Source organism: Halovenus salina (genome assembly GCF_026410925.1).
In the GTDB taxonomy this organism is placed as follows: Archaea; Halobacteriota; Halobacteria; order Halobacteriales; family Haloarculaceae; genus Halovenus; species Halovenus salina.
This window is the reverse complement of sequence record NZ_CP112972.1, coordinates 822467-842987: the sequence shown is the minus strand read 5'-3', so window position 1 is coordinate 842987 and position 20521 is coordinate 822467. Positions and strand designations below refer to the sequence as shown.

Sequence of the window (20521 nt, the reverse complement as noted above, 5' to 3'; positions counted from 1 at the left end):
TAGTAGTAGGGCTGCTATTTCTCTCGACACACCGCTGCTGTCATATCGAGGTTGGGCAGACCCTCGCTTCCGGCGGTCTGTATCAGTCACTTTTTATTCTGGCACGGGCAACTCGGGAACATGAGCTTCGAGAAAGGCGATACGGTTGTACTTGAAGACGAGCACAGCGACTACGACGGCGAGGCCGGCGAAATCACACAGATCTCCGAGACGATGTTCGGCGACGAGAACTACACTGTTTCCTTCGAGGACGGCAAGGAACACGGCATCCCTGCCGACTCGCTTGAAGCCGCCGAAGACGAGGACTAACGCAGTATGTCTTCGGTCCCGTTTCACTACATCGACCTCCGGACGTTCTGCTATGCCACGGAGGACGACCAACGGGTCGAAGACGCTCTCCGGCTGTTGCTTCCGGAAGAGTTCGAAATAACGCGGGCCGACTCGACAGGTCATCACGGGGACCGGATACTCATACTCTCGGCGCGTGTCGAGAACGCAGACGGGATGCGGACCGTCTTAAATGCGCTCGGAGACCTGCCTGACGCAGAGTTCTCCCAGGTCGAAGACGAACTCGATGAGCGCGTGACCGAGAACACGGAGTTTTTCCTGACGCTGTCGAAACAGGCCGCGTTCAACGGTGACGTCGAACGCGGCGACGGTATCACCTTCCGAGCGAAAGTCGAGGCCTATCCCGCGAAGAAAGAACACGCGGTCGACAACATGGAGTCCGTCCTCGAATCCCTGTGATATGTACGAGGCAATCCATGCCCATCCCGACGGCACCAGTACGGTCGCGCGACACGCGCTGACGGCAAGCGAGTACGGCTTCGACGGCGTGGTTGTTCGTAACCACGGCTCGGAGCCAGCGTCGTACGACCCCGACGCCGTTGCCGAGAAGTACGATATCGACGTGGTTGCCGGCGTCGAAATCCGCGCCGATGACCCGAGTACGGCGAGTGGCTACATCGGGTCACACCGCGAGAATACCACAATCGTGGCCGTCCACGGTGGGACGCCGAAACTCAACCGATTTGCCGTCGAGCAGTCCGCCGTCGACGTGCTCGCACATCCGATGGCCGGCGACGGCGACTTCAACCACGTGCTCGCACAGGAGGCAGTCGACCACGGTGTCAGAGTCGAGTTCTCTCTCCGGGGCGTCCTGCGGGACGCGGGTGGGACCCGCGTACAGACGCTCGGAGACCTCCGAAAGCTCCGGGAGATTGTCGAGTACTACGACGTGCCTTACGTCGTCAGTGCTGATGCCCAGTCACACCTCGGGCTTCGGGCACCCCGGGAGCTCCAGGCCGTCGGCGAGGCTGTCGGATTCAGTGCCGAACAGATTCAGGAGGGACTCGCCGAGTGGGGCCGCCTGGCCGAGCGCAACAGACACCGGGGGTCTGATGCCTTCGTCCAGCCGGGCGTCCGGCGAGTCGACGACGAATAAGACAATCGGGCAACAGCACGCCCGCTACGGTCGTGTGCTCGGTACGCATACGCTTCTGTAAGGGGAATACTTTAGCGTCACCGAGTCCAATCCACCGGCAGATGGAACGCGGCGATGCCGACAACTTCAGCCGGATGGGGACCCTCGGTATCGAGGAGGAGTTCTACGTCGTCGACCAGGCCGGACGGCCGACCGCCGGGAGCGACGAACTGGTCTACGAGAGTGACCCACCGGAGCTCCTCGACGGTCGTCTGGACCACGAGCTGTTCAAGTGCGTCATCGAGACTCAGACCCCTCGGCTGGAGCGTGTGAGCGCAGCCAACGAGAGTCTGCGCGCCGTTCGTGAGGCGCTGGTCGAACACGCAACGCGACACGGCTTCCAGATTGCTGGGGCTGGGCTACATCCTCTTGCGCGGTGGCGGGAACTCGAACACGCCGAGAAGCCGCGCTACCGGTCACAGCTCGACCGCATCCAGTACACCCAACACCGGAACACGACCGCTGGGCTGCACGTCCACGTCGGGGTCGACAACCCCGAGAAGGCCGTCTGGGTGGCAAACGAGATTCGCTGGCATCTCGGGCTCATGCTCGCGCTCTCGGTCAACTCACCGTACTGGAACGGGTTCGATACGGGACTCCAGTCGGCACGCGCCCGCATCTTCGAGGGGCTTCCGAACACCGGCGTGCCGACGGCGTTTGACTCCTACGAGGAGTTCGAAGCCTTCGAGACGGCGATGCTCGAAACGGACTCGATAGACGACCGCGGCGAACTGTGGTACGACGTTCGCCCACACACCGGCCACGGAACCGTCGAGGTGCGGGTCCCCGACGGCCAACACGACCCCGACCGGGTCGCCGCCTTCGTCGAGTACATCCACGCCGCCGTGATTGATCTCTGTGAACGGTACGAAGACGGCGAAGCCGGCCGTGAGCACCGCCGAGAACTGCTCGACGAGAACAAGTGGCGGGCGCTGCGACACGGTCACAATGCGGCCCTGCTCGACCGGTCCTTCGAGGAGGCCGTCCCAATCGAGAGGCTCGTCGAACGCGAGGCCGACCGACTCGACGTTCCCTCGCTGTGGACACTTTACGAGAAAGGCAGCGGCGCACAACGACAGCGCCAGATACGCGCCGAGTCGGGCGTCGATGGACTCTGTGACGCGTTGATACTCCCAACAGAGCAATAAAAAACGGTCGCCTGTCCGGCGTGATCGGTGCCACACCCCCCATAGCTGAGTGCAGGCAATTTTCCTTTCCCAAGGGGTGATATTATATCAATCGGCGCTTCAAGTTATCAATAGTAAGAACAACTTCGGCCGTCAGGACGAGTTGCTCGTGCGTATCTGTCCTCCATGCACCCGGTCGAGTGCCGTCGCAATGTGGGCAACCAGCATCTCCAGGAGCTGAACATCCTCCTCTCCGAGACCGTTCTCGTCGAGCAGTGCGACGACGACGAACGTGCCCTCGGCGTTGTCGGTCACGTTGAACGTGATAGCGTCCGGGCTATCGTGGCTGACCGCGGTTGCCTGTTCCTGGTCGTGGGACCGCTCTATCAGGTCTCCTAGAACTGCCTGGTCGACACCGACAGTCGTGTCGTCGACGAGCTGTATCTCTTCGTCGACGACGGCGAACACGAGGTCTGTCAGCCCCAGGAACGTCTGCATCGCTTCGAGACAGAGCGAACTTATTTCCTCGACAGACTCGCTGCGGTTGAGTGCCCGGCCGTAGTTGTTGATATCGGCGGCCTTGTTCGCGAACTGTTCGACGCGGTCGCGCTCGTGTTCGAGGTCGCGCTGGTGGATGCGGCTGCGGGCGTCGTATATGCCGACGAGCACGCCGGCGAGTGCGCCGACAGTGACGAGGTTGACGACGACAAACGGTGCCTGTTCGAGAGTCTCCCCGGCGAGTGTCACCTGCAGGCTGAACACCAGTAGGGCAGCCAGAGAGCCAAACAGCGCCACGCTCCCGGCGGCCCAGGCGACGACACGTGGCAGTTCGTCGTCGACTTCTGACCCAGTGAACAGCCAGGATCCGACGTACATCAACGCCATGCTGATGACGACGAAGGGCAGCGTCTCGACTGCGAAGACGACATAGAGGTCTGTCCCCTCGAATCCGTCGAGTTGCTGTACTCCCTGGAACAACTGGAGCACCACCAACACGAACCCTGCCCCCATGATACCGCCAGCGGAAATATCGCGTACGTCCATCTATCATCTTACTGTCGGCCTGGAACTGTATTCAAACTATCCCCAGTCGCATCCTTGATTTGGATGGGGAGCGAACGGAGGCGTATGAAACAGTCACTCACAGACCACGCCGAGCGGTTCGACGAGAAGGCCCCGGAGTATGACTCGAACAAAAGCGAGGAGTACAAGGCGACGGTCTCGCTGGTCGTCGATCACGCCGACCCCTCGCCAGCGGACGTGGTGCTCGATCTGGGCACCGGTACCGGCGCTATCGCACTGGCACTGGCCGAAGACGCCGGCGAGGTCGTCGGCCGAGATATCAGTGAGGGGATGCTCGACGAAGCACGGGCCAAGGCCACGGAGCGAGGCCTGGAAAACATCGCGTTCGGCGAAGGGCGATTCCGAGAGCCGAATGCTCCCGACAGCGTCGATATTGTCACTTCAAACTTCGCGATGCATCACCTCTCGGACGAGGAAAAGCGCGAGACAATCGCGGTACTGGGTGACCTTGGTGCGGACCGAGTCGTTCTCGGCGACGTGATGTTCTTCGGCGAACCGAACCCCGAGGAGCCCTTCTACTCACCTGCGGTCGACGACCCGGCGACGGTCGGCGTGCTGGCCGATGCGTTCACTGACGCTGGCTTTGCGCTTACCGCCGTCGAACCGGTCCACGAACAGGTGGGTGTCCTGGTCGCACAGCGTGCCGTTCGATGAAACACCTTCCGAAACACCTCCAGCCGCGGTGGCGGTATCTCGCTGTCGAGTTCGAAACGTGGGCCGGCGAGGAGTTCGGACGCGAGAGCTTCCAGCGGGCGCTCTGGTACAGTGCCCAGAACCTGCTCGGGGACACCGGCAGCGCGAACCTGGACCTGTCGGTGTTACGGTTCGAACACGCAGACGGCGACGGCTACGCAGTCGTCCGCGTGCGCCGTGGCGGTGTCGACAAGGCCCGAGCGGTGGTGGCCTGTCTCGACAGCGTCGAGGGAGTGGATGTTGGCGTGTGCGTCCGAGGAACCAGCGGGACGGTCCGAGCCTGTGAGGAAAAGTATATGGGTCGCGGACCGATAGACTCGAAGCAGAGACACGTCGTGTTCGACGGAACGGAACGGTCTGGCGTCGTCCGAGACGGACGCATCGATATCGAGACCGAGGCCGGACCAGTAGGCGCGACGAACCTCGACACCGAGTAACTATGCAGGGACAAAACCAACAGCAGGCGTACGACAGGGGAATTACCATCTTCTCCCCCGACGGTCGCCTCTATCAGGTCGAGTACGCGCGAGAAGCGGTCAAGCGCGGCACAGCAAGTATCGGCGTCCGAACGAACGACGGTGTCGTGCTGGCGGTGGACAAACGCATTCGATCGCCGCTGATGGAACGCGACAGCGTCGAAAAAATCCACAAGGCCGACGACCACATCGGCATCGCGAGCGCCGGCCACGTCGCCGACGCCCGCCAGCTTATCGACTTCGCTCGCCGCCGGACCCAGGTCAACGAACTCCGCTACGGCGAGCCGATTGCTGTCGAGACGCTGACCAAAGAGGTCACCGACTACATCCAGCAGTACACGCAGGTCGGCGGCGCACGCCCGTTCGGTGTCGCGCTCATCATCGCGGGCATCGCCGACGGCGAACCGAAGCTCTACGAGACCGACCCCTCCGGGACTCCCTACGAGTGGAAGGCGCTTGCGGTCGGCTCCGACCGCGGCGAAATCCGGGAGTACCTCGAAGACAACTACGACGAGAGCGCCGACCTCGACGGCGGTATCGAGCTCGCGCTTGACGCTCTTGCCTCCGTCAACGACGGCGGGCTGACGCCGGAAGGCATCGGCATGGCGACGATCGACGCCGAGACCGAAACCTTCCACCAGCTTACCGAAGACGAGAAGACCGACTACCTCGAATCGTTCGACCTGCTGGCGAGCGAGGATAGCGACGACGACGAGACAGAGGAGTAAGTCCTCTCACTTCTTTCCGCTCTCTCACACTGACGAGCACCTGCTCTGTCTGTAGACGGTCCTTGCTCCCAGTCAGCGAGCCAGCGGCTCCGGGAGAGTTGTTCACAAACACATTTAAACGGTCCACCAAAATATCCGAATATGATTTCACTCGACGACGCAGTCACGGCGCGACTCGAATCACACGGCCAGCGGTTCGAGGTACTGGTCGACCCCGACGCCGCACTCGACATCAAACGCGATGAGTTCGACGGAGAGCTGGAAGACGTCATCGCGGCCGAGGATGTCTTCGAGGACGCCTCAAGCGGTGACCGGCCGCCGGAAAACGCCCTCGAAGAGGTGTTCGACACGACCGAGCCACTCGACATTATCCCCGATGTTATCAAAGACGGCGAGATACAGATAACGGCCGAACAGCGCCGCGAGATGCAGGAACAAAAGCGCAAAGCGCTCATCAACCAGATTGCCCGCAACGCGGTCAACCCACAGATGGACAACGCCCCCCATCCCCCCGAGCGCATCGAGTCCGCCCTGGAGGAGACGGACTTCCGCATCGATCCGATGGAGCGTGTCGAGAACCAAGTCGACGAGGCACTCGATAAACTGCGGCCGGTCATCCCGATTCGTTTCGAGACGGTCACCGTCGCCACACAGCTCCCGCCGGAGTACGCGGGCAGCGGACAGGCGAAAGTCCGGGAGTTCGGCGACCTCGAAGACGAGGAGTGGCAGGCCGACGGCTCCTGGGTCGGCGTCATCGAGTTCCCGGCTGGTCTCCAAAACGAGTTCTACGACCTCGTCAACGAGGTCTCGAGCGGCGAGGCCGAAACACAGATTATCGAGGATAAAGACGACATCAAGACTCGATGACCGGCGCGGTCGTCCTGGTTTCGGGCGGGATGGACAGCGCGACAGCGACCTACGAGGCAATCGACCGGGGCTACGAGCCACATCTCCTGCACACCTCCTACGGCCAGGAGACCGCCGGCAAAGAGTTCGAGTGTGCGAAGTCGCTTGCTGACGCCGTCGACGCGGCGTTTCTCCGCGTCGAGACGGACCACCTCGCGACCCTCGGCGCGTCGAGTCTCACCGACGACGAGATGGCGGTCAGCGACGCGGACCGGGACAGCGACGAGGTGCCCGACTCCTACGTCCCGTTCCGGAACGCGAACCTGCTTTCGATGGCCGTCTCGGCGGCCGAAGCGCGGGACTGCTCGGCCGTGTTCATCGGCGCGCACTCGGAGGATTTCTCGGGGTATCCCGACTGCCGGCCCGCCTTCTTTGAGGCCTTCCAGTCCGTGGTCGATACGGGAACAAAGCCCGAGACGACAATCGAGATTGTCGCGCCCTTCGCCGAGAACTCGAAGACGGACATCGCCAGACGCGGGCTGGAGTTGGGCGTCCCCTTCGATCAGACCTGGAGCTGTTACCGCAGCGAGGAGCCCGCCTGTGGGACCTGTGACGCCTGTGCCTATCGGCTGGCTGCCTTCCAGCGCCTCGGCGAGCGCGACCCGATTGCCTACGAGACACGCCCGTCGTACATGGAGTGAGCGACGAAACGCACTTCTGACGGGGTTGCCTACCGCCGGCAATGAGTGTTGAGGACGAGAGTGGTGACGACGCTGACGACGAGGCGGTGCCCCAGGACCGTGAGCAGGACCCACCTGAACAGGCAGAGACACCAGAGGTGACGCCACAGTCTCGGGACCTCAGACGACAGCAGTACATGGTCGGTGTCGGCGCATCCATCCTCACTGGCTTCGCGCTGGCCGTCGGCAGCCTCCAGCAGTTCCCCGAACTCCCAGGGCCGGTCGCGCTCGCGGCCGGTATTGTCGGTGCCAGCGTCGTCTACTGGCTCGTCAAACGGAGCCTCTTCCCGACCGACGAGGAACTGGGATGAGAACGTCACGGTAGCCAAAGGACGCTGTTTTATCTCTCAGTGCCGTAGCGGCGGATATGACAACGTTCTCTGAGGTCGCGCCGGCAACGCTCCCGGTCCGGCTCGTCGACGGCGGCGTCGTCGTCGAGTATCTCGACGACAGAGAGGTCTTCTATCATGGCGTTCCAGACCCCGAATCGACGCCGCACATGACGGCACCCGGAAAAGATATTCACGTCCTCGTAACAGACGAATCAGAGACAAGCGGTGTGTTATTCTACGTCGACGAGCGGACGACAGAAGGAGACATTCTCGAATCCTCTGGCGTGGGTCGTGTCATTCTCGACAAGAATGAAACCCGGACGCTGTTTGCCGGTGTCGAGGCAACGCGAAACGACCTGCGATACGAAATCGACGTTGACGGCGACCTTGTCGACGGCCGAGTCTTCGTCTTCGAGGAAGACCAGTTCGCCGAACACGCCTACGAACTGACTGCCTGACCTACTGGATGTACGACGGTTCTTCGGCGTCGCACCGACTCTCGTGTTCGGTTGCTTCCTCGCGGCTGTCGAAGGTGAGCCCGCACAGGTCACACTCGTACCACGTTGTCCCGTCCCTGTCGGTCTCCGAAACCATGCTATCTTTTGACGTGCCGGAGATATAGGCGTTTCTCAGGACTCGTCGAGTTCGCGCTGCCACTCTTTGAGCTTCTGGACCGCGTCGATTGGGGGTGTCTCGGTTACGTCGAGTTCCCGAACGGCGTCGAGGACTTCCTGTTCCGCCGTGGTCATAGTTGCCTCCTCGTCGTCCGTGTCGGCTCCCCTGTCGGCGCTCTCCTGGCGGAACTGGCCGGAGTTGAGGTCGAACACCGTCTGTACCGGCTCGGTGTCGCCGCCTCTGGCTTCGATTGCTTTCTCATCGCGCAGTTTGGCGAGCACCTCTCGGGAGCGGTCGACGACGGGCCCAGGAACCCCCGCGAGGTCGGCGACGTGGACGCCGTAACTCCGGTCTGTCGGTCCGTCTCTGACCGTCCGCAGGAAGGTCACGTCCTCCGAGCCACCGCTTGGCTCGCCATCGACCGCGACGTGGACGTTCTCGACGCGGCTGAGGTGTTCCGAGAGGGAGGTGAGTTCGTGGTAGTGCGTCGCAAATAGGGTCTTCGCCCGGACCGTGTTGTGCAGATACTCGGTGGCCGCCCACGCGATGGAGATGCCGTCGTACGTCGCGGTGCCCCGTCCAACCTCGTCGAGGATGACCAGCGAGTCGTCTGTCGCCGAGTGGAGGATGTTCGAGAGTTCCTGCATCTCGACCATGAACGTCGAGCGACCCTGTGCGAGTTCGTCGAGCGCGCCGACGCGGGTGTAGATGCCGTCGACCAGACCTATTTCGGCGCGCCGGGCCGGTACGAAGCTGCCAATCTGTGCCAGCAGCGTGATAAGTGCGGCCTGGCGCATGTAGGTCGATTTCCCGCTCATGTTGGGGCCGGTGACGACCAGAAAGCAGCGGTCGTCGTCCATCCGTACGTCGTTGGGGACGAACTCGGTCGTCTGTTCGACGACGGGGTGGCGGCCGGCCTCGATGTCGAGTCTACTGTCGTCGTACAGTTGGGGCCGGCTCCAGTCGTTTCTGACCGCGTGTGTCGCCAGGCTGGCGAACACGTCGACCTCCGCCAGCGCGCGGCCGACGGCCTGGAGCGTTTCGGCGCGCCGGGCAACCTTGTCGCGCAGCCCCTCGAACAGGTCGCGTTCGAGGTCGTGACGTTGTTCCTCCAGGCGGAGAATCTCGCGCTCGCGCTCGTCGAGTTCTGGAATCGTGAACCGCTCGCTGTTTTTGAGCGATTTGATCTGTTCGTACTCGTCGGGCACCGTCTCGACTTCGCTGTTGCCGACCTGGATGTAGTAGCCGTCTGTCTTGTTGCGGTCGACCGAGAGATGGGTGATGCCGTGTGCCTGTTTCTCGCGCTCTGGCAGCCTGTCTATCCAGGACAGCGCCTCCTCGTGGCGGGTGATAATTTCGTCGAGGTCGTCGTCGTACCCCTCGCGGATGATGCCGCCCTGTGTGACCGTTCCCGGCGGGTCGTCGACGATGGCGGCGTCGAGTTCCTCGGCGAGACGCTGGGCCGCCTCGCGGTCCGGCCGCGAGAGCGCTTCGGGAAGCGCCGAGTCCGCCAGGCGGTCGGTCTCGGCGACAATCGCGTGGAGTTCTGGCAGCAGGGCGAGCGTCTCGGCGGCGGCGCGCACGTCGCGGGCGTTCGCACTGCCGGAGGCCGCCCGTGAGGCGAGCCGTTCGAGGTCGTACGCACCGTCGAGGGTCTCTTGAATTCGCTCGCGGGCCATCGCCGCCTCACTTAGTGCTGCGACGGCGGACTGGCGCTCTCGCAACTCGCCGCGAGACTGTCGGGGCCGGCGCAGCCATTCCGCGAGCAGACGACGACCGGCGCTGGTTACGGTGTGGTCGATTGTGTCGAGCAGACTCCCGCTCCGGTCACCCTGCATCGTCTCTGTCAGCTCCAGATTCCGCTGTGTGGTCGCGTCCAGTTCGACGTGGTCTCCGGAGCCATGGGCCTGAAGGCGGGTCACCGACGCCAGCACACCGGCCCCACTGTCTTCGACGTAGGACAGGACTGCACCTCCGGCCCGAATGCCGAGTTCCTCGTCGGCGACGCCGACGCTGTCGAGCGTCTCCTCGCCGAAGTGCTCCCGGACGCGGTGGCGCGCACGGCCAGGTGCGAACGCGTCAGCACCGTGCAGCGTCAGCGTCGCGTTCGTCCGCTCGCGGAGCGTCTCCAGCAGGCTGTCGTCGTTACGCATCGTCGGGCCAGGAAGAAGCTCGACCGGGTCGAACCGGTACAGTTCCGTCAGCAGTTCGTCAGTCGCACCGTCGCCCTCGCACTCGGTCACGTGGAACTGGCCGGTCGTAACGTCCGCGAAGGCGACGCCGTAGTCGCCGTCGTCGGCGACGATTGCACCGAGATACTGGGCATCTGCGTCGCTGGTCTCGATGAGTGTCCCTGGCGTCACGACGCGGGTAATCTCGCGGGCGTGGCCGTCGTCGGTCTCGTACTGGTCGGCCACCGCGACACGATAGCCCCGTTCGACGAGCGCAGTCAGATACGGCGTGAGGTCGTCGACTGGAACGCCAGCCATCGGGTACGACGAGCCGTGTGAAGACTTCTGTGAGACCTTCAGGTCGAGTTCCTCGGCGACAGTCTCTGCGTCCTCGTCGAAGAACTCGTAGAAATCACCGCACTGCATCGCCAACAGGTCGGCGTCTGTTTCTCGCTTCAAATCGAAGAATTCGCCGACGATTCCCCCGGCTGTGGTCATATCCCTCCCTGTGTGCGTCTCCGATTAAAACGTCACGGGTCTCCTGTCGGGTTGTCTCCCCGCCTCTCGCGCGTGGCGTCTGTGCACTTGTGGTGCACAGTCCCGCTGTTAGTTAGAATGCTCCCTACAAAATGAGGACAATGACAGACGAACGGACCCGGCGAGGTGTGCTTCTGGCGGCAGGCGCGACGGCAGCACTCGCTGGCTGTCTCGGCGGCGGAGACGACGGCGAGGACACGACCGCGGACGACGGCAGGGACACAGATACAGGCGACGGCTCTAGCGCGGACTGGCAGTCTGTTACCCTGATGGACGCGACGGCCGACGAGGAGTTCTCGATTGCCGAAACCGACCAGCCCGTCGTCTTGCACACGTTCGCGACGTGGTGTTCGACGTGCAGGCGACAACAGGGCTCACTCGCCGACGCCTACGACAGAAACGGCGACGACGTTACCTTCGTCGATGTCACCATCGACGAGAACGACGACCCCGACGACCTGCGGAGCCACGCCGAGGAGAACGGGTTCGGGTGGCGCTTTGCGGTCGCTCCCGCGGAGATGACCCGCGGTCTCGTCGACCAATTCGGCCAGCGTGTCGCTGTCGCCCCGCAGTCGCCGGTCATCCTAGTCTGTCCGGACGGCTCGACGACGGAACTCGACAAGGGTGTCTCGGCGAGCGAAATCGAGTCTGCGCTCGACGAGAACTGTCGATGACACTCGCAGGGCTGACCGAACACTTCGCCCTGGGCGTCGCGACGCCATTGACAGCGGCCTGTGTGATTCCGTTGTATCCGGCGTTTATTGCGTATCTCGCTAGTACCGGTGACGACGGAAACCGACCGGTTGCCGTTCTCGGGCTGCTCGTTGTTGCCGGTGTCCTGACGTTCATGGCAACCGTCGGTGTTGTCTTCACCTTCGTGTTGGAGGAGTCGGTCAACACGGTCGTCGAGGACGTGTCGCCGCTCGCATTCGGCCTGCTCGCGCTGGTCGGCGTCGTGTTGGTGGTCGACCCGAAGCGGTTCTCGCGGCTGCCTGTCATCGACCCGCCCCAGTCTCGGTACCCCTCTGTGTCGGCGTTCAGCTACGGCTTCTTCTTTGGGGCCGTCGTCATCCCCTGTAATCCGGCGACGATTGCGCTGTTTTTTGCCCGGACGCCCGTGCTCTATGACACACACGCCGAGAGTATGCTCGGCTTTCTCGCCTTCGGGCTTGGCATCGGGACGCCACTGTTGGCGTTTGCACTGCTCTCTCAGCCCTTTAGCCAGCGCGTCACGAAAACTCTCGCGCGCTACAGCAGCGCGATAAACCGCGCCACCGGCGCAATCTTGTTCGCTGTCTCGGGGTACTACCTCTGGGCCGTTTTCGAGGTCGTCCCGGGGGCTGCCTGACGCTCACTTCAGGATATCGCCGACACGTCGTGGCTCTCCTGAAAGCGACGGGTCGTCTTCGATAATCTGGAGGACCTCGTGGTCAGTCACGTCCGGATACTCTTTCTGGATGGCGTCTTCGATAAGTGCCTTCTCCAGGCGGAAATCCGTCCCCTGATAGACAACATCGACACCGTCCTCGTCGAAAGATAGTGCAGTCATATCACCGTGTTAGCCAACGGTGAATAAAAGCCTGTAGATGGGCGGCTACGGGCAACTTTTTCGGGCGCTCGGCACGAGGGGTAGGCTATGGAGTATACGACACTCGGCTCGACCGGCATGGAGGTCAGCCGCATCTGCCTGGGCTGTATGAGCTTTGGAACCTCGGAGTGGCGCGACTGGGTGCTCGACCCCGAGGAGAGCTACCCCATTATCGAACGGGCACTCGACCTCGGCATCAACTTCTTCGACACCGCCAACATGTACTCCGAGGGCGAATCCGAGCGCGTGCTCGGAGACGCGCTTGCGGGTCACCGTGAGAAGGCCGTCGTCGCCACGAAGTGTTACTTCCAGATGGACGAGGATGACCCCAACTCCGGGGGCCTCTCTCGGAAGGCAATCGAACAGGAGTTGTCGGCGAGTCTCGACAGACTCGGGATGGAGACCGTCGACCTCTATCAAACCCACCGCTGGGACGAGCAGACGCCAATCGCGGAGACGCTGCGTACACTCGATGACACTGTTCGGCGCGGCCAGACCCGCTACGTCGGGACGAGTTCGATGTGGGCCCACCAGCTTGCAGAGGCGCTTCACACGAGCGACCGGCTCGGTCTGGAGCGGTTCGCGACGATGCAGAACCACTACAATCTGCTCTACCGCGAGGAAGAACGAGAGATGCTCCCGCTCTGTGACAAGGAGAACATCGGCGTGGTTCCCTGGAGTCCGCTGGCTCGGGGCTACCTGGCGCGGCCCCACGAGGAGTTCGATGCCACGACACGGGGCCAGTCAGATTCGTATGCCAGAGAACACCCCTACTTCGCGGGCAACGGCCGAGAGGTCAACGAGCGTGTCCAGGAACTCGCCGACGAGAAAGACGCGACGATGGCACAGATTGCGCTGTCGTGGCTGCTCCACAAGGAATGGGTCGACGCTCCAATTGTCGGCACGACAAGTATCGAACACCTCGAAGAGGCGGTTGAGGCGCTGGATATCTCGCTGTCGGATAGCGACATCGAGTGGCTTGAAGCGCCCTACGAACCCGTCCCGGTGAGCGGCCACGAGTAACTCGGTCGAACAGCTCATAGCCGCTCATCGGGAGACGGCAGAGTAAAGAGTCCAACTCACAAACCTCCGTTATGTTCGAGCGCTGGCACCGACCCGGGACAGAGACCGACAGGGAGTATCTGCTGCGGTTTGGCGCGTTGCCAGCCCTCGCGACCATCGTCGCGATGGCGGTCTGTTTCGGTCTGGTCGCGGGTGTGCTGTTCGTCCGGGACAGTCTCATCGTCGACAGTGTCGTGACACAGGTCATCGCCCTCGTCGTGATGTACGTCCTCCCGCTGTTTGCCGTCGGACTCTGGACAGGCCTCAGAGACGGACTGGCCGCCGCGCCGGCAGTCGCCGCAAGCGTCACACCAATCGTGGTCCTGATTCTCGCGCTCGTGGCCTTCGGCGGGCCGGTCGCCACGGCGGTCGGGAGCCCACTGCTGGTCGTCGGTGCGGTCGCGGTCTGGGGTGTCGTCTGTGGAATCGGCAACGTCGTCGGCGCGACGGTTCTCGGGCCGCGACTGCGCGAGTAAGCTCAGTTTGCCGCAACGAGCCGACGGACGAGTCCACTTCCCTCTTGGAAGTTCGTCGTCAACACGTAGACTTCGCCGTCGGGGTCGCGGGCGAACGAGAGCACGTTGCTGTTCAGGCGGCCGCTGTCGGTTCCTTCAACGGTGAGCTCTTGCACCGGATATGGTCGTCCACCGTCGTGGTCGGGGTCGACCGCGAACAGCGGTGCCGGCTGCATGTAGTCGCCGAAGACGTACTGTCCCTGTAGCTCTGGGATGCCGTCGCCGCGGTAGACGTAGCCGCCGGTGACTGCCCGCGAGCCAGAGCGCTGGTACTCGACGATTGGGTCGATTATCTCGCCTTTCGCGTGTTTCGGCGTCGCACACGCCTTGACCGGCGAGACACGGTTTGTCAGTGCCTGCCATGTCTTGGGGTTGAAGACGTTGAGTGGGTTGTCGGCTATCGAGTGTCCAATCGAGGTCGAGGGCGCACACGAGGACCCCTCCTTGATTGGCCAGCCGTGGTTTGCCCCTTCTTCTGCCATGTATACCGACTCCCGGGTGTGTTCACCGACGTCGCCGACGAACAGCCGGCCGTCGTCGATGGATATTTTGTAGGGATTGCGAAAGCCCCAGGCGTAGTACTCGTCGCGTCCCTCTTCGCCGACGAGAGGGTTGTCGTCGGGAACCGCGTACGGCTTGTCGCCGTCGGTGTTGTCGACGTCGAGCCGGAGAATGCCGCCGAGCAGATTGCCGGTGATGTTCTGTGCGGCCTGTCCCTGGTCGTACCACCACGATTTCCCCTCCTCGAAGCTGGTCCGCTGGCCGTCACCGAAGGCGGCATAGAGGTAGCCGTCCGGGCCAAAGGAGAGCGCTCCCGCGTTGTGCATCGGACCGGGCTCGGGCACTTCGAGTATCCGGCGCTCGGAGTCCTCGACGACGCCAGTCAGCTCTTCGTTTGCCTGAAACTCCGCGAGCACGCCGAGGTGAGAGTAGTCATCAGCCGACATCGAGTCGGGGAGCTGGCCGCTGTACCGCAGGAACAGCCGTCGGTTCTCGGTGAAGTCGGGGTGGAGTGCGATTCCGACCAGACCGCGCTCGCCCTCGACTTCGGCCATCCGGTCGCTCACGTCGACGAACAGCTCCCGCGCGAGCCCGGAGTCTGTATGTCGGAGGACCTGTCCGGTACGTTCGACGATGAGGCGGTCGCCGCCCGGAAGAAAGACCATCCCCGTTGGGAAAGTCACGCCCGTGACGACCTCTTCGAGGGCGACTGTCGGCCCCTCGTTTTTGGGGCTGTCCGTTCCCGTGCCGAGCGTACAGCCAGCCAGACCCACCATCCCAGCGCCCGCGCTCAGGCTGAGAAACTGCCGTCGCTTCATGTATCGGACCCTTCCATTAGGCAAAACTCGGGCCAGAAGCACAAATAACGTTTCGACACTGTTCTGGCCTCGTCCACGGAATCCGTGCGCTTATGGGCGGCGGTGGCGATGCTTCTGGCGTGAACGAACGGAACAACATCCTGCTCGTCATCCTCGATTCCGTTCGGGCCGAGAACACCAGCCTCCACGGCTACGACCGGACGACGACGCCGTTTCTCTCCGAGTTCGCCGACCGGTCGACGGTCTACACCCAGGCCAGGGCCCCGAGCATCCACAGCATCGCAAGCCACGTGAGCATGTTCACCGGGGCCCACGTCGAGGAACACGAAGCCTTCGAACACACTGCACAGATCTCTCTCGACCGGACAGTCTGGCGCGAGCTCCAGTCCGAGTACGGCTACGCGACAGGACTGTTCACGAACAACCGCATCGTCTCGAACGCCTCGAATCTTGGCGACGCCTTCGAGTACAAACACGAGCCAGAGTACCCGCTTGCCGAACGATTGGAGAACAAAATTGACGGCTCGGCGCTCAAACGCGTCTACTTCAGGTGGTACGACGCTGTCTCCAGGCTGACGCAGCGTCTCGGCTCTCTCCCCACGGGCCCGCTCGGCAGCGTCTACGGCACCGCGAAAGAACGGGTCGGCGGGCTTGCCGGTGACACCGAACAGAGTCCGGAGCCAGGATCCGGGTACAAGACGCTGTACGGCAAGGCCTTTACCGATGCCTTCCTCGACTGGGAGGCCGAACAGGACGGCCCCTGGGCGGCCTGTATCAACCTGATGGACACCCACTCGCCGTACGAGCCACAAGCCGAGTTCGACGAGTGGGCAGACGAGGAGAGCTGGCGGATTCAACGCGAGGACAAACCGAGCATCTGGGAGACGCTCAACGGCAGTGGTTGGGACCGACTGGAAGCGCTCGAAGACCTCTACGACGGCACTATCCGACAGGCCGACACCGTCGTCGAGAACCTCGTCGAACAGTTGGAGGCCCGCGACTCGCTCGATGATACGCTCGTGGTAATAACGAGCGACCACGGCGAAGCCTTCGGCGAACACAGCCGCCTCATCGACGGGGTCCGCGTTCAGGACCACAAATGGAGCGTCCACGAGGCCCTGACCCACGTCCCTTTCGTCGTCAGTTATCCCGACCAGCGTGACGGCCGCGTCGTCGATTCCGTTGTGTCACTGACTGATACGCCGGCTTTGTTCCGGGCCGCAGTCGAGGGGACGGCCGAGGACCCATTGACTGACCGCGATGTGGCGCTCACGTCGACGTTCCGGCTTCCCGAGGCGAAGCTTCCCAAATACAGCTCTATCGACGATATCGAGACCTACGTCGGTCCGTGGCGGGCGGTCTACGAGAACAACGACGGCGTCGTCCGCAAGTACGCACAGAAAGACGACCACTTCGTGACAGTCGACATCGACGCTCCCGGAGAGGCAACGGTCGTCTCGACCGACGAACACGACAGAGTCGCCGAGGAGTACGGCCGCCTGACCGACAGCGACATCGTGACCGAACAGAGCGCAGATATCGACGAGAATCTCGAAGAACAGCTCGAAGACCTCGGCTATCTCCGCTGATAGTGATTATTGCGAGTCGTTACCGCCACACCGTCGCTCGTTTTGTGTTTCAGAACGTGAAACAGCCGACTTTCTGAACCAGGTCTGAAAATTACCGCACTAATCACTATGACGGGGCGGTCGTGCCAGTTCGCTCACAACCACCTTTATTAAACGGCGGTTGCGTGCTACCTGATATGTCACTCAGGGGCGGCCTCCGAGACAGCTTTATCGCCGGCATCGTTCTCGTCACACCGCTTGTCATCACGCTGTATGTCTTACAGCTGTTGAGCGGCTTCGCATTCCAGCTCGTCGACCCCGTCGTTCAGGGGACGAGCCTGGAATCGTATACAGCGAACGTCGAAATAATCGCTCGGGTAATTGCGGCGCTGCTGATCGTGCTCCTCATTACGACGCTGGGATTCATCGCCCAGAGAAAGACCGGTCAGCGCCTGTTCGGAAGTCTCGGGCGGTCGGTCACGCTCATTCCGATTTTCCGGACGGTCTACAGCACTGTCCGCCAGATTTCGAAGTCGTTTTCGAGCGCCGAGACCTCCTACGACAGTCTCGTGCTCGTCGAGTTCCCACGGAAGAACGTCTACACAATCGGCCTCATCACGAGCGAGAGCCCGAAACAGGTCAGTGAGGTCGCCGGCTCGACAGTGTACAACGTCTTCCTACCGAGCAGCCCCAACCCTGCGAGCGGGCGGCTCGTACTCGTCCCCGAAGACGAGATTCACGAGGTCGACCTCTCGGTGCGGCAGGGAATGGGCCTGCTGATGACAACCGGCGCAGGGTCCGAGCGGTCGGGGCCGGTGCCGGCCGCGGTCGATATGTCGCCCGAGGAGGCGGTACGGTCGCTCGAAATGCGGGCAGAGGAGGACGACGAAATCGAAGAGGAGTAGACGACGGCAAACAGCCACCGTTATTTTGACCGATACCGAGTGTCGAGTGTATGGCGCGAGGAGTCGGTGCTGTCGACATCATCCAGACGACGCTTCCGGACTGGGTGGCGCTGGTGGCTGCACTCGTCACACAGCTCGGTGACGCCTGGTTTCTGACGCTTCTGTTGATCTCACTTGTCGTGACACAGCGAGAGCGTCGGGAGGGAATTCTCGCCGTCGGTGGGATGTTGGCGGTTGCTATCGGCCTCTACAGAACGCTCAAGCACATCTTCGAGCGACCTCGCCCGAACGAGGAGTGGTTCGACCCGGGGCTGCTCCCGGACGTTCTCGAACCGCTCTACGAGGGGGCGGCCTATGCGACCGGATACGGCTTTCCGAGCGGCCACGCGACGAGTGTCACGGTCGCGTATCTCGGACTTGCGGTGGTTCTGACCGTCGGGACGCGACGACAGCGATTCGGTGTCGCGGGCGTGGTTGTCGCGCTCGTTAGCGCCAGCCGAGTCGCGCTCGGCGTCCACTATCTCGTCGACGTGGTCGCTGGCGTCGCTCTGGGTGCTGTCGTGTTGGCAGTCGGTCTCCAGGAGTGCGGTCCGCGGCTCTCGCTCTCCCAAATCTTCGGTATGGGCATCGCAGCGAGCCTCTGTTATCTCGTGGCGAGTGGCGGACGCATCGAGTCGGTCCTCCTGCTCTGTCTCACCGCCGGGCTGTTCGTCGGCTGGCGGTACCGCGGGTGACTCATCCTTTCACAGGACGGTGGGTTGGGTCGCCACGACGGTACAGACTCACACCAATCAGGATTGGACGTCGGCCCTGGCGGCGCGTCGGAGCAGCCGGACGGCGAATCCACCGAGGACGAGCAGACAGCCGGTCAGGACGGCAACCGCGGGCACGACCGTGTTCCACAGTCCGCCGAAGGCCGTCACGTCGATGACGGTCATCACGTCCTCACCGAGCATGATCGCACGGATACTGTCGACGCCGTAGGTGATCGGATTGACCACCGCGGCGGTCTCTATCCAGCCCGGCAACACGTCCAGCGGCAGGAAGGCACTCGAAACGAAGACCAGCGGAAACGTGAGCAGGTTGGCGAGCATGATCGTCGCCTCCTGGTCGCGGGTCACCAGCGCGACGATGTTCGAGTACGCCATGAAGACCCCGCCGAAGACGACCGTGACGGCGATGACGCCGAGGAATCCTGCGAGCCCGGTCTGGATGTACTCGTCGACGGACGCGCCCGTCTTGACCGCCAGGAGGACGTAGCCGAGCACCAGGATAATGGTGCTCTGGACGACGATGCGCGCGACCTCCGAGAGGACCTTCCCGAGAAACATCGCGCTTCGGTTCATCGGCGAGACGAGTATCTTCTCGAACATTCCTTCCTCCATGTCGGCGACGAGGCCGATACCAGAGACCGCGGCCGACGACAGCGTCGACATGATGACGATAGCCGGCGTCAGATACGCGACGTAGCTGATATCGTCGGCGAACACCTCGGCGAGAGCACCCTCAGAGACGGCCCCGAAAACCTCGACGAAGAGGACGAGGAAGATGACCGGCTGGACGAGCGACGTGAAGGTCACGTAGGGGTTGCGAGCGGTCTTGACGAGCCAGCGCTTGAAGCTGACCCGAACGTCGGTCGCTGGACCGTTCCCGGACGCTTTCTGCACCGCAGCCGACCGGTCGCTCATTGTGTCACCTCCGTCCCGAGCGAGGCCATTCCAGTCGTCGGCGACTCCTCCGTGGAGTCATCGGTCAGCGCGAGGAATACGTCGTCAAGCGTCGGCGAGTGGATATCGAAGCTCTCGACGGTAATACCGGCGTCGTCGAGTGCGCCAAACACCTCGTTAGCCGCCCCCCGGACCGCCGGGGACCGGACTGTCACGCCGGCGGTGGTCGTCGCGACGGTCGCACCCTCGACCGCGTCGAGACGCTGAAGGAGCTGTTTTGCGCGGTGTTTGTTCTCATCGGCGTCAGCGAGTGTCAGATCTATAACATCGACGCCGACGTCGGATTTGAGCTCCTCCGGCCGGCCGGTCGCGATGACCTGTCCATCCTGCAGGAGCGAGAGCCGATCACAGAGCTGGTCGGCCTCTTCGAGGTACTGCGTCGTGAGAAACACCGTCGTCCCCTGGTCGTTGATTCGCTCGAAGTACTCCCAGAGCCGAAGTCGTGCCTCGGGGTCGAGACCGGTGGTCGGCTCGTCGAGGAAGACGACCGGCGGCTGGTGGACCAGGACCGTCGCGGCGTCGAGGCGCTTTTTCATCCCGCCGGAGAACTTCTCCGAGCGCGTGTCTGCAACGTCACCCAGGCCGACGAGCTCGAGCAGTTCCTCGATTCGCCCCTCACGTTCGGACTCGGGAACCCCGTACAGTTCGCAGGTGAGTCGGAGGTTCTCCCGGGGTGAGAGTTCTCTGTCGATACTCGTCTCCTGGGCCATGTAGCCGATTGACTCGCGGACCGCCTGTGGCTCCGAAACCGTGTCGTAACCGTTGATGCGGACCGAGCCGTCCGTCGGGTGAAGCAGTGTCGCGAGGGTCTTGATTGAGGTCGTCTTTCCCGCGCCGTTCGGTCCGAGAAAGCCGAAAAACTCCCCGCGCTCGACCTGGAGGGTTGCCCCGCGAACGGCCGTTGTCCCATCGGCGTAGGTCACGTGAACGTCCTGTGCATCGATTGCGAGTTCCGTCTCTGTTCGGTTCTGAGATTCTACCATACCAGAACCTCATTCGAGAGACC

At 62.7% G+C, this 20521-nt stretch carries 25 protein-coding genes; 18 read left to right on the top strand and 7 right to left on the bottom strand.

Annotated features, from left to right (window positions below; all coding sequences use genetic code 11):
- Positions 1–120 precede the first annotated feature (120 nt).
- The 4 genes from OSC37_RS04220 (at position 121) to OSC37_RS04205 (ending at position 2631) form a co-directional block, all read left to right on the top strand.
- The gene (locus OSC37_RS04220; RefSeq protein ID WP_267163360.1) at positions 121–309 is read left to right on the top strand and encodes a DUF1918 domain-containing protein; all 189 of its coding nucleotides are present in this window, start codon (positions 121–123) and stop codon (positions 307–309) included.
- 6 nt (positions 310–315) lie between these two features.
- The gene (locus OSC37_RS04215; RefSeq protein WP_267163359.1) at positions 316–747 is read left to right on the top strand and encodes an RNA-binding protein; all 432 of its coding nucleotides are present in this window, start codon (positions 316–318) and stop codon (positions 745–747) included.
- A 1-nt stretch (position 748) separates the two neighbouring features.
- A complete protein-coding gene (locus tag OSC37_RS04210) occupies positions 749–1444 on the top strand; it encodes an RNase P subunit p30 family protein (RefSeq protein WP_267163358.1) in 696 nt (231 codons plus the stop codon).
- A 101-nt stretch (positions 1445–1545) separates the two neighbouring features.
- Positions 1546–2631: a glutamate--cysteine ligase gene (locus OSC37_RS04205; protein ID WP_267163357.1), complete on the top strand. Its 1086-nt coding sequence runs from the start codon at positions 1546–1548 to the stop codon at positions 2629–2631.
- A 132-nt stretch (positions 2632–2763) separates the two neighbouring features.
- Here the strand turns inward: OSC37_RS04205 and OSC37_RS04200 are convergent, their stop codons facing one another.
- Positions 2764–3654 carry a hypothetical protein gene (locus OSC37_RS04200; RefSeq protein WP_267163356.1) on the bottom strand — a complete coding sequence of 297 codons (891 nt, stop codon included), beginning with the start codon at positions 3652–3654 and terminating at the stop codon, positions 2764–2766.
- A gap of 84 nt (positions 3655–3738) precedes the next feature.
- On the opposite strand from OSC37_RS04200, the gene OSC37_RS04195 reads away from it, so the two are divergent.
- From OSC37_RS04195 to OSC37_RS04165, 7 genes are all read left to right on the top strand, one after another.
- Positions 3739–4347: a class I SAM-dependent methyltransferase gene (locus tag OSC37_RS04195; RefSeq protein ID WP_267163355.1), complete on the top strand. Its 609-nt coding sequence runs from the start codon at positions 3739–3741 to the stop codon at positions 4345–4347.
- A complete protein-coding gene (locus tag OSC37_RS04190; RefSeq protein ID WP_267163354.1) occupies positions 4344–4823 on the top strand; it encodes an Rpp14/Pop5 family protein in 480 nt (159 codons plus the stop codon). The genes OSC37_RS04195 and OSC37_RS04190 overlap by 4 nt, the downstream gene beginning before the upstream one ends.
- A gap of 2 nt (positions 4824–4825) precedes the next feature.
- Complete coding sequence (gene psmA / locus OSC37_RS04185) at positions 4826–5590, top strand: archaeal proteasome endopeptidase complex subunit alpha (RefSeq protein WP_267163353.1); 765 nt, start codon at positions 4826–4828, stop codon at positions 5588–5590.
- A 141-nt stretch (positions 5591–5731) separates the two neighbouring features.
- Positions 5732–6457, top strand: coding sequence for a ribosome assembly factor SBDS (locus OSC37_RS04180; RefSeq protein ID WP_267163352.1), 726 nt, complete (start codon positions 5732–5734; stop codon positions 6455–6457).
- The gene (gene queC, locus OSC37_RS04175) at positions 6454–7137 is read left to right on the top strand and encodes a 7-cyano-7-deazaguanine synthase QueC (protein ID WP_267163351.1); all 684 of its coding nucleotides are present in this window, start codon (positions 6454–6456) and stop codon (positions 7135–7137) included. The genes OSC37_RS04180 and queC overlap by 4 nt, the downstream gene beginning before the upstream one ends.
- 41 nt (positions 7138–7178) lie before the next feature.
- Positions 7179–7487: a hypothetical protein gene (locus OSC37_RS04170; protein ID WP_267163350.1), complete on the top strand. Its 309-nt coding sequence runs from the start codon at positions 7179–7181 to the stop codon at positions 7485–7487.
- Positions 7488–7543: 56 nt separating this feature from the next.
- Positions 7544–7966, top strand: coding sequence for a DUF5796 family protein (locus OSC37_RS04165; RefSeq protein WP_267163349.1), 423 nt, complete (start codon positions 7544–7546; stop codon positions 7964–7966).
- A gap of 1 nt (position 7967) precedes the next feature.
- Here the strand turns inward: OSC37_RS04165 and OSC37_RS04160 are convergent, their stop codons facing one another.
- Positions 7968–8102 carry a DUF7128 family protein gene (locus OSC37_RS04160; RefSeq protein WP_267163348.1) on the bottom strand — a complete coding sequence of 45 codons (135 nt, stop codon included), beginning with the start codon at positions 8100–8102 and terminating at the stop codon, positions 7968–7970.
- Between the two features lie 35 nt (positions 8103–8137).
- Positions 8138–10792: a DNA mismatch repair protein MutS gene (mutS, locus tag OSC37_RS04155; protein ID WP_267163347.1), complete on the bottom strand. Its 2655-nt coding sequence runs from the start codon at positions 10790–10792 to the stop codon at positions 8138–8140.
- Between the two features lie 140 nt (positions 10793–10932).
- Here mutS and OSC37_RS04150 point away from each other — a divergent pair, with 140 nt between their 5' ends.
- On the top strand, positions 10933–11505 hold the full coding sequence (locus OSC37_RS04150) for a TlpA family protein disulfide reductase (protein ID WP_267163346.1): 573 nt from the start codon (positions 10933–10935) through the stop codon (positions 11503–11505).
- Positions 11502–12179 carry a cytochrome c biogenesis protein CcdA gene (locus OSC37_RS04145; RefSeq protein WP_267163345.1) on the top strand — a complete coding sequence of 226 codons (678 nt, stop codon included), beginning with the start codon at positions 11502–11504 and terminating at the stop codon, positions 12177–12179. Before OSC37_RS04150 ends, OSC37_RS04145 begins: the two co-directional genes overlap by 4 nt.
- A gap of 3 nt (positions 12180–12182) precedes the next feature.
- On the opposite strand, the gene OSC37_RS04140 is transcribed toward OSC37_RS04145, so the two are convergent.
- Complete coding sequence (locus tag OSC37_RS04140) at positions 12183–12380, bottom strand: DUF5800 family protein (protein ID WP_267163344.1); 198 nt, start codon at positions 12378–12380, stop codon at positions 12183–12185.
- An 87-nt stretch (positions 12381–12467) separates the two neighbouring features.
- Here OSC37_RS04140 and OSC37_RS04135 point away from each other — a divergent pair, with 87 nt between their 5' ends.
- Complete coding sequence (locus OSC37_RS04135) at positions 12468–13442, top strand: aldo/keto reductase (protein WP_267163343.1); 975 nt, start codon at positions 12468–12470, stop codon at positions 13440–13442.
- Positions 13443–13513: 71 nt separating this feature from the next.
- On the top strand, positions 13514–13957 hold the full coding sequence (locus tag OSC37_RS04130; RefSeq protein WP_267163342.1) for a hypothetical protein: 444 nt from the start codon (positions 13514–13516) through the stop codon (positions 13955–13957).
- A gap of 2 nt (positions 13958–13959) precedes the next feature.
- On the opposite strand, the gene OSC37_RS04125 is transcribed toward OSC37_RS04130, so the two are convergent.
- Entirely contained in the window at positions 13960–15315 is a 1356-nt protein-coding gene (locus tag OSC37_RS04125; protein WP_267163341.1) for a PQQ-dependent sugar dehydrogenase, read from the bottom strand.
- A 119-nt stretch (positions 15316–15434) separates the two neighbouring features.
- Here OSC37_RS04125 and OSC37_RS04120 point away from each other — a divergent pair, with 119 nt between their 5' ends.
- From OSC37_RS04120 to OSC37_RS04110, 3 genes are all read left to right on the top strand, one after another.
- On the top strand, positions 15435–16904 hold the full coding sequence (locus OSC37_RS04120; protein WP_267163340.1) for a sulfatase: 1470 nt from the start codon (positions 15435–15437) through the stop codon (positions 16902–16904).
- A gap of 176 nt (positions 16905–17080) precedes the next feature.
- A complete protein-coding gene (locus OSC37_RS04115) occupies positions 17081–17788 on the top strand; it encodes a DUF502 domain-containing protein (RefSeq protein WP_267163339.1) in 708 nt (235 codons plus the stop codon).
- A gap of 50 nt (positions 17789–17838) precedes the next feature.
- Positions 17839–18522: a phosphatase PAP2 family protein gene (locus OSC37_RS04110; protein ID WP_267163338.1), complete on the top strand. Its 684-nt coding sequence runs from the start codon at positions 17839–17841 to the stop codon at positions 18520–18522.
- 57 nt (positions 18523–18579) lie between these two features.
- Here the strand turns inward: OSC37_RS04110 and OSC37_RS04105 are convergent, their stop codons facing one another.
- Both OSC37_RS04105 and OSC37_RS04100 read right to left on the bottom strand, forming a co-directional pair.
- The gene (locus OSC37_RS04105; protein ID WP_267163337.1) at positions 18580–19476 is read right to left on the bottom strand and encodes an ABC transporter permease; all 897 of its coding nucleotides are present in this window, start codon (positions 19474–19476) and stop codon (positions 18580–18582) included.
- Positions 19473–20498 carry an ABC transporter ATP-binding protein gene (locus OSC37_RS04100; protein ID WP_267163336.1) on the bottom strand — a complete coding sequence of 342 codons (1026 nt, stop codon included), beginning with the start codon at positions 20496–20498 and terminating at the stop codon, positions 19473–19475. The genes OSC37_RS04105 and OSC37_RS04100 overlap by 4 nt, the downstream gene beginning before the upstream one ends.
- Positions 20499–20521 lie beyond the last annotated feature (23 nt).

What these genes read in the sequence shown, in the direction of transcription:
- OSC37_RS04220 (WP_267163360.1), top strand. Translation starts at nt 121, where the DNA reads ATGAGCTTCGAGAAAGGCGATACGGTTGTACTTGAAGACGAGCACAGC.
- OSC37_RS04215 (WP_267163359.1), top strand. Translation starts at nt 316, where the DNA reads ATGTCTTCGGTCCCGTTTCACTACATCGACCTCCGGACGTTCTGCTAT.
- OSC37_RS04210 (WP_267163358.1), top strand. Translation starts at nt 749, where the DNA reads ATGTACGAGGCAATCCATGCCCATCCCGACGGCACCAGTACGGTCGCG.
- OSC37_RS04205 (WP_267163357.1), top strand. Translation starts at nt 1,546, where the DNA reads ATGGAACGCGGCGATGCCGACAACTTCAGCCGGATGGGGACCCTCGGT.
- OSC37_RS04200 (WP_267163356.1), bottom strand. Translation starts at nt 3,654, where the DNA reads ATGGACGTACGCGATATTTCCGCTGGCGGTATCATGGGGGCAGGGTTC.
- OSC37_RS04195 (WP_267163355.1), top strand. Translation starts at nt 3,739, where the DNA reads ATGAAACAGTCACTCACAGACCACGCCGAGCGGTTCGACGAGAAGGCC.
- OSC37_RS04190 (WP_267163354.1), top strand. Translation starts at nt 4,344, where the DNA reads ATGAAACACCTTCCGAAACACCTCCAGCCGCGGTGGCGGTATCTCGCT.
- psmA (WP_267163353.1), top strand. Translation starts at nt 4,826, where the DNA reads ATGCAGGGACAAAACCAACAGCAGGCGTACGACAGGGGAATTACCATC.
- OSC37_RS04180 (WP_267163352.1), top strand. Translation starts at nt 5,732, where the DNA reads ATGATTTCACTCGACGACGCAGTCACGGCGCGACTCGAATCACACGGC.
- queC (WP_267163351.1), top strand. Translation starts at nt 6,454, where the DNA reads ATGACCGGCGCGGTCGTCCTGGTTTCGGGCGGGATGGACAGCGCGACA.
- OSC37_RS04170 (WP_267163350.1), top strand. Translation starts at nt 7,179, where the DNA reads ATGAGTGTTGAGGACGAGAGTGGTGACGACGCTGACGACGAGGCGGTG.
- OSC37_RS04165 (WP_267163349.1), top strand. Translation starts at nt 7,544, where the DNA reads ATGACAACGTTCTCTGAGGTCGCGCCGGCAACGCTCCCGGTCCGGCTC.
- OSC37_RS04160 (WP_267163348.1), bottom strand. Translation starts at nt 8,102, where the DNA reads ATGGTTTCGGAGACCGACAGGGACGGGACAACGTGGTACGAGTGTGAC.
- mutS (WP_267163347.1), bottom strand. Translation starts at nt 10,792, where the DNA reads ATGACCACAGCCGGGGGAATCGTCGGCGAATTCTTCGATTTGAAGCGA.
- OSC37_RS04150 (WP_267163346.1), top strand. Translation starts at nt 10,933, where the DNA reads ATGACAGACGAACGGACCCGGCGAGGTGTGCTTCTGGCGGCAGGCGCG.
- OSC37_RS04145 (WP_267163345.1), top strand. Translation starts at nt 11,502, where the DNA reads ATGACACTCGCAGGGCTGACCGAACACTTCGCCCTGGGCGTCGCGACG.
- OSC37_RS04140 (WP_267163344.1), bottom strand. Translation starts at nt 12,380, where the DNA reads ATGACTGCACTATCTTTCGACGAGGACGGTGTCGATGTTGTCTATCAG.
- OSC37_RS04135 (WP_267163343.1), top strand. Translation starts at nt 12,468, where the DNA reads ATGGAGTATACGACACTCGGCTCGACCGGCATGGAGGTCAGCCGCATC.
- OSC37_RS04130 (WP_267163342.1), top strand. Translation starts at nt 13,514, where the DNA reads ATGTTCGAGCGCTGGCACCGACCCGGGACAGAGACCGACAGGGAGTAT.
- OSC37_RS04125 (WP_267163341.1), bottom strand. Translation starts at nt 15,315, where the DNA reads ATGAAGCGACGGCAGTTTCTCAGCCTGAGCGCGGGCGCTGGGATGGTG.
- OSC37_RS04115 (WP_267163339.1), top strand. Translation starts at nt 17,081, where the DNA reads ATGTCACTCAGGGGCGGCCTCCGAGACAGCTTTATCGCCGGCATCGTT.
- OSC37_RS04110 (WP_267163338.1), top strand. Translation starts at nt 17,839, where the DNA reads ATGGCGCGAGGAGTCGGTGCTGTCGACATCATCCAGACGACGCTTCCG.
- OSC37_RS04105 (WP_267163337.1), bottom strand. Translation starts at nt 19,476, where the DNA reads ATGAGCGACCGGTCGGCTGCGGTGCAGAAAGCGTCCGGGAACGGTCCA.
- OSC37_RS04100 (WP_267163336.1), bottom strand. Translation starts at nt 20,498, where the DNA reads ATGGTAGAATCTCAGAACCGAACAGAGACGGAACTCGCAATCGATGCA.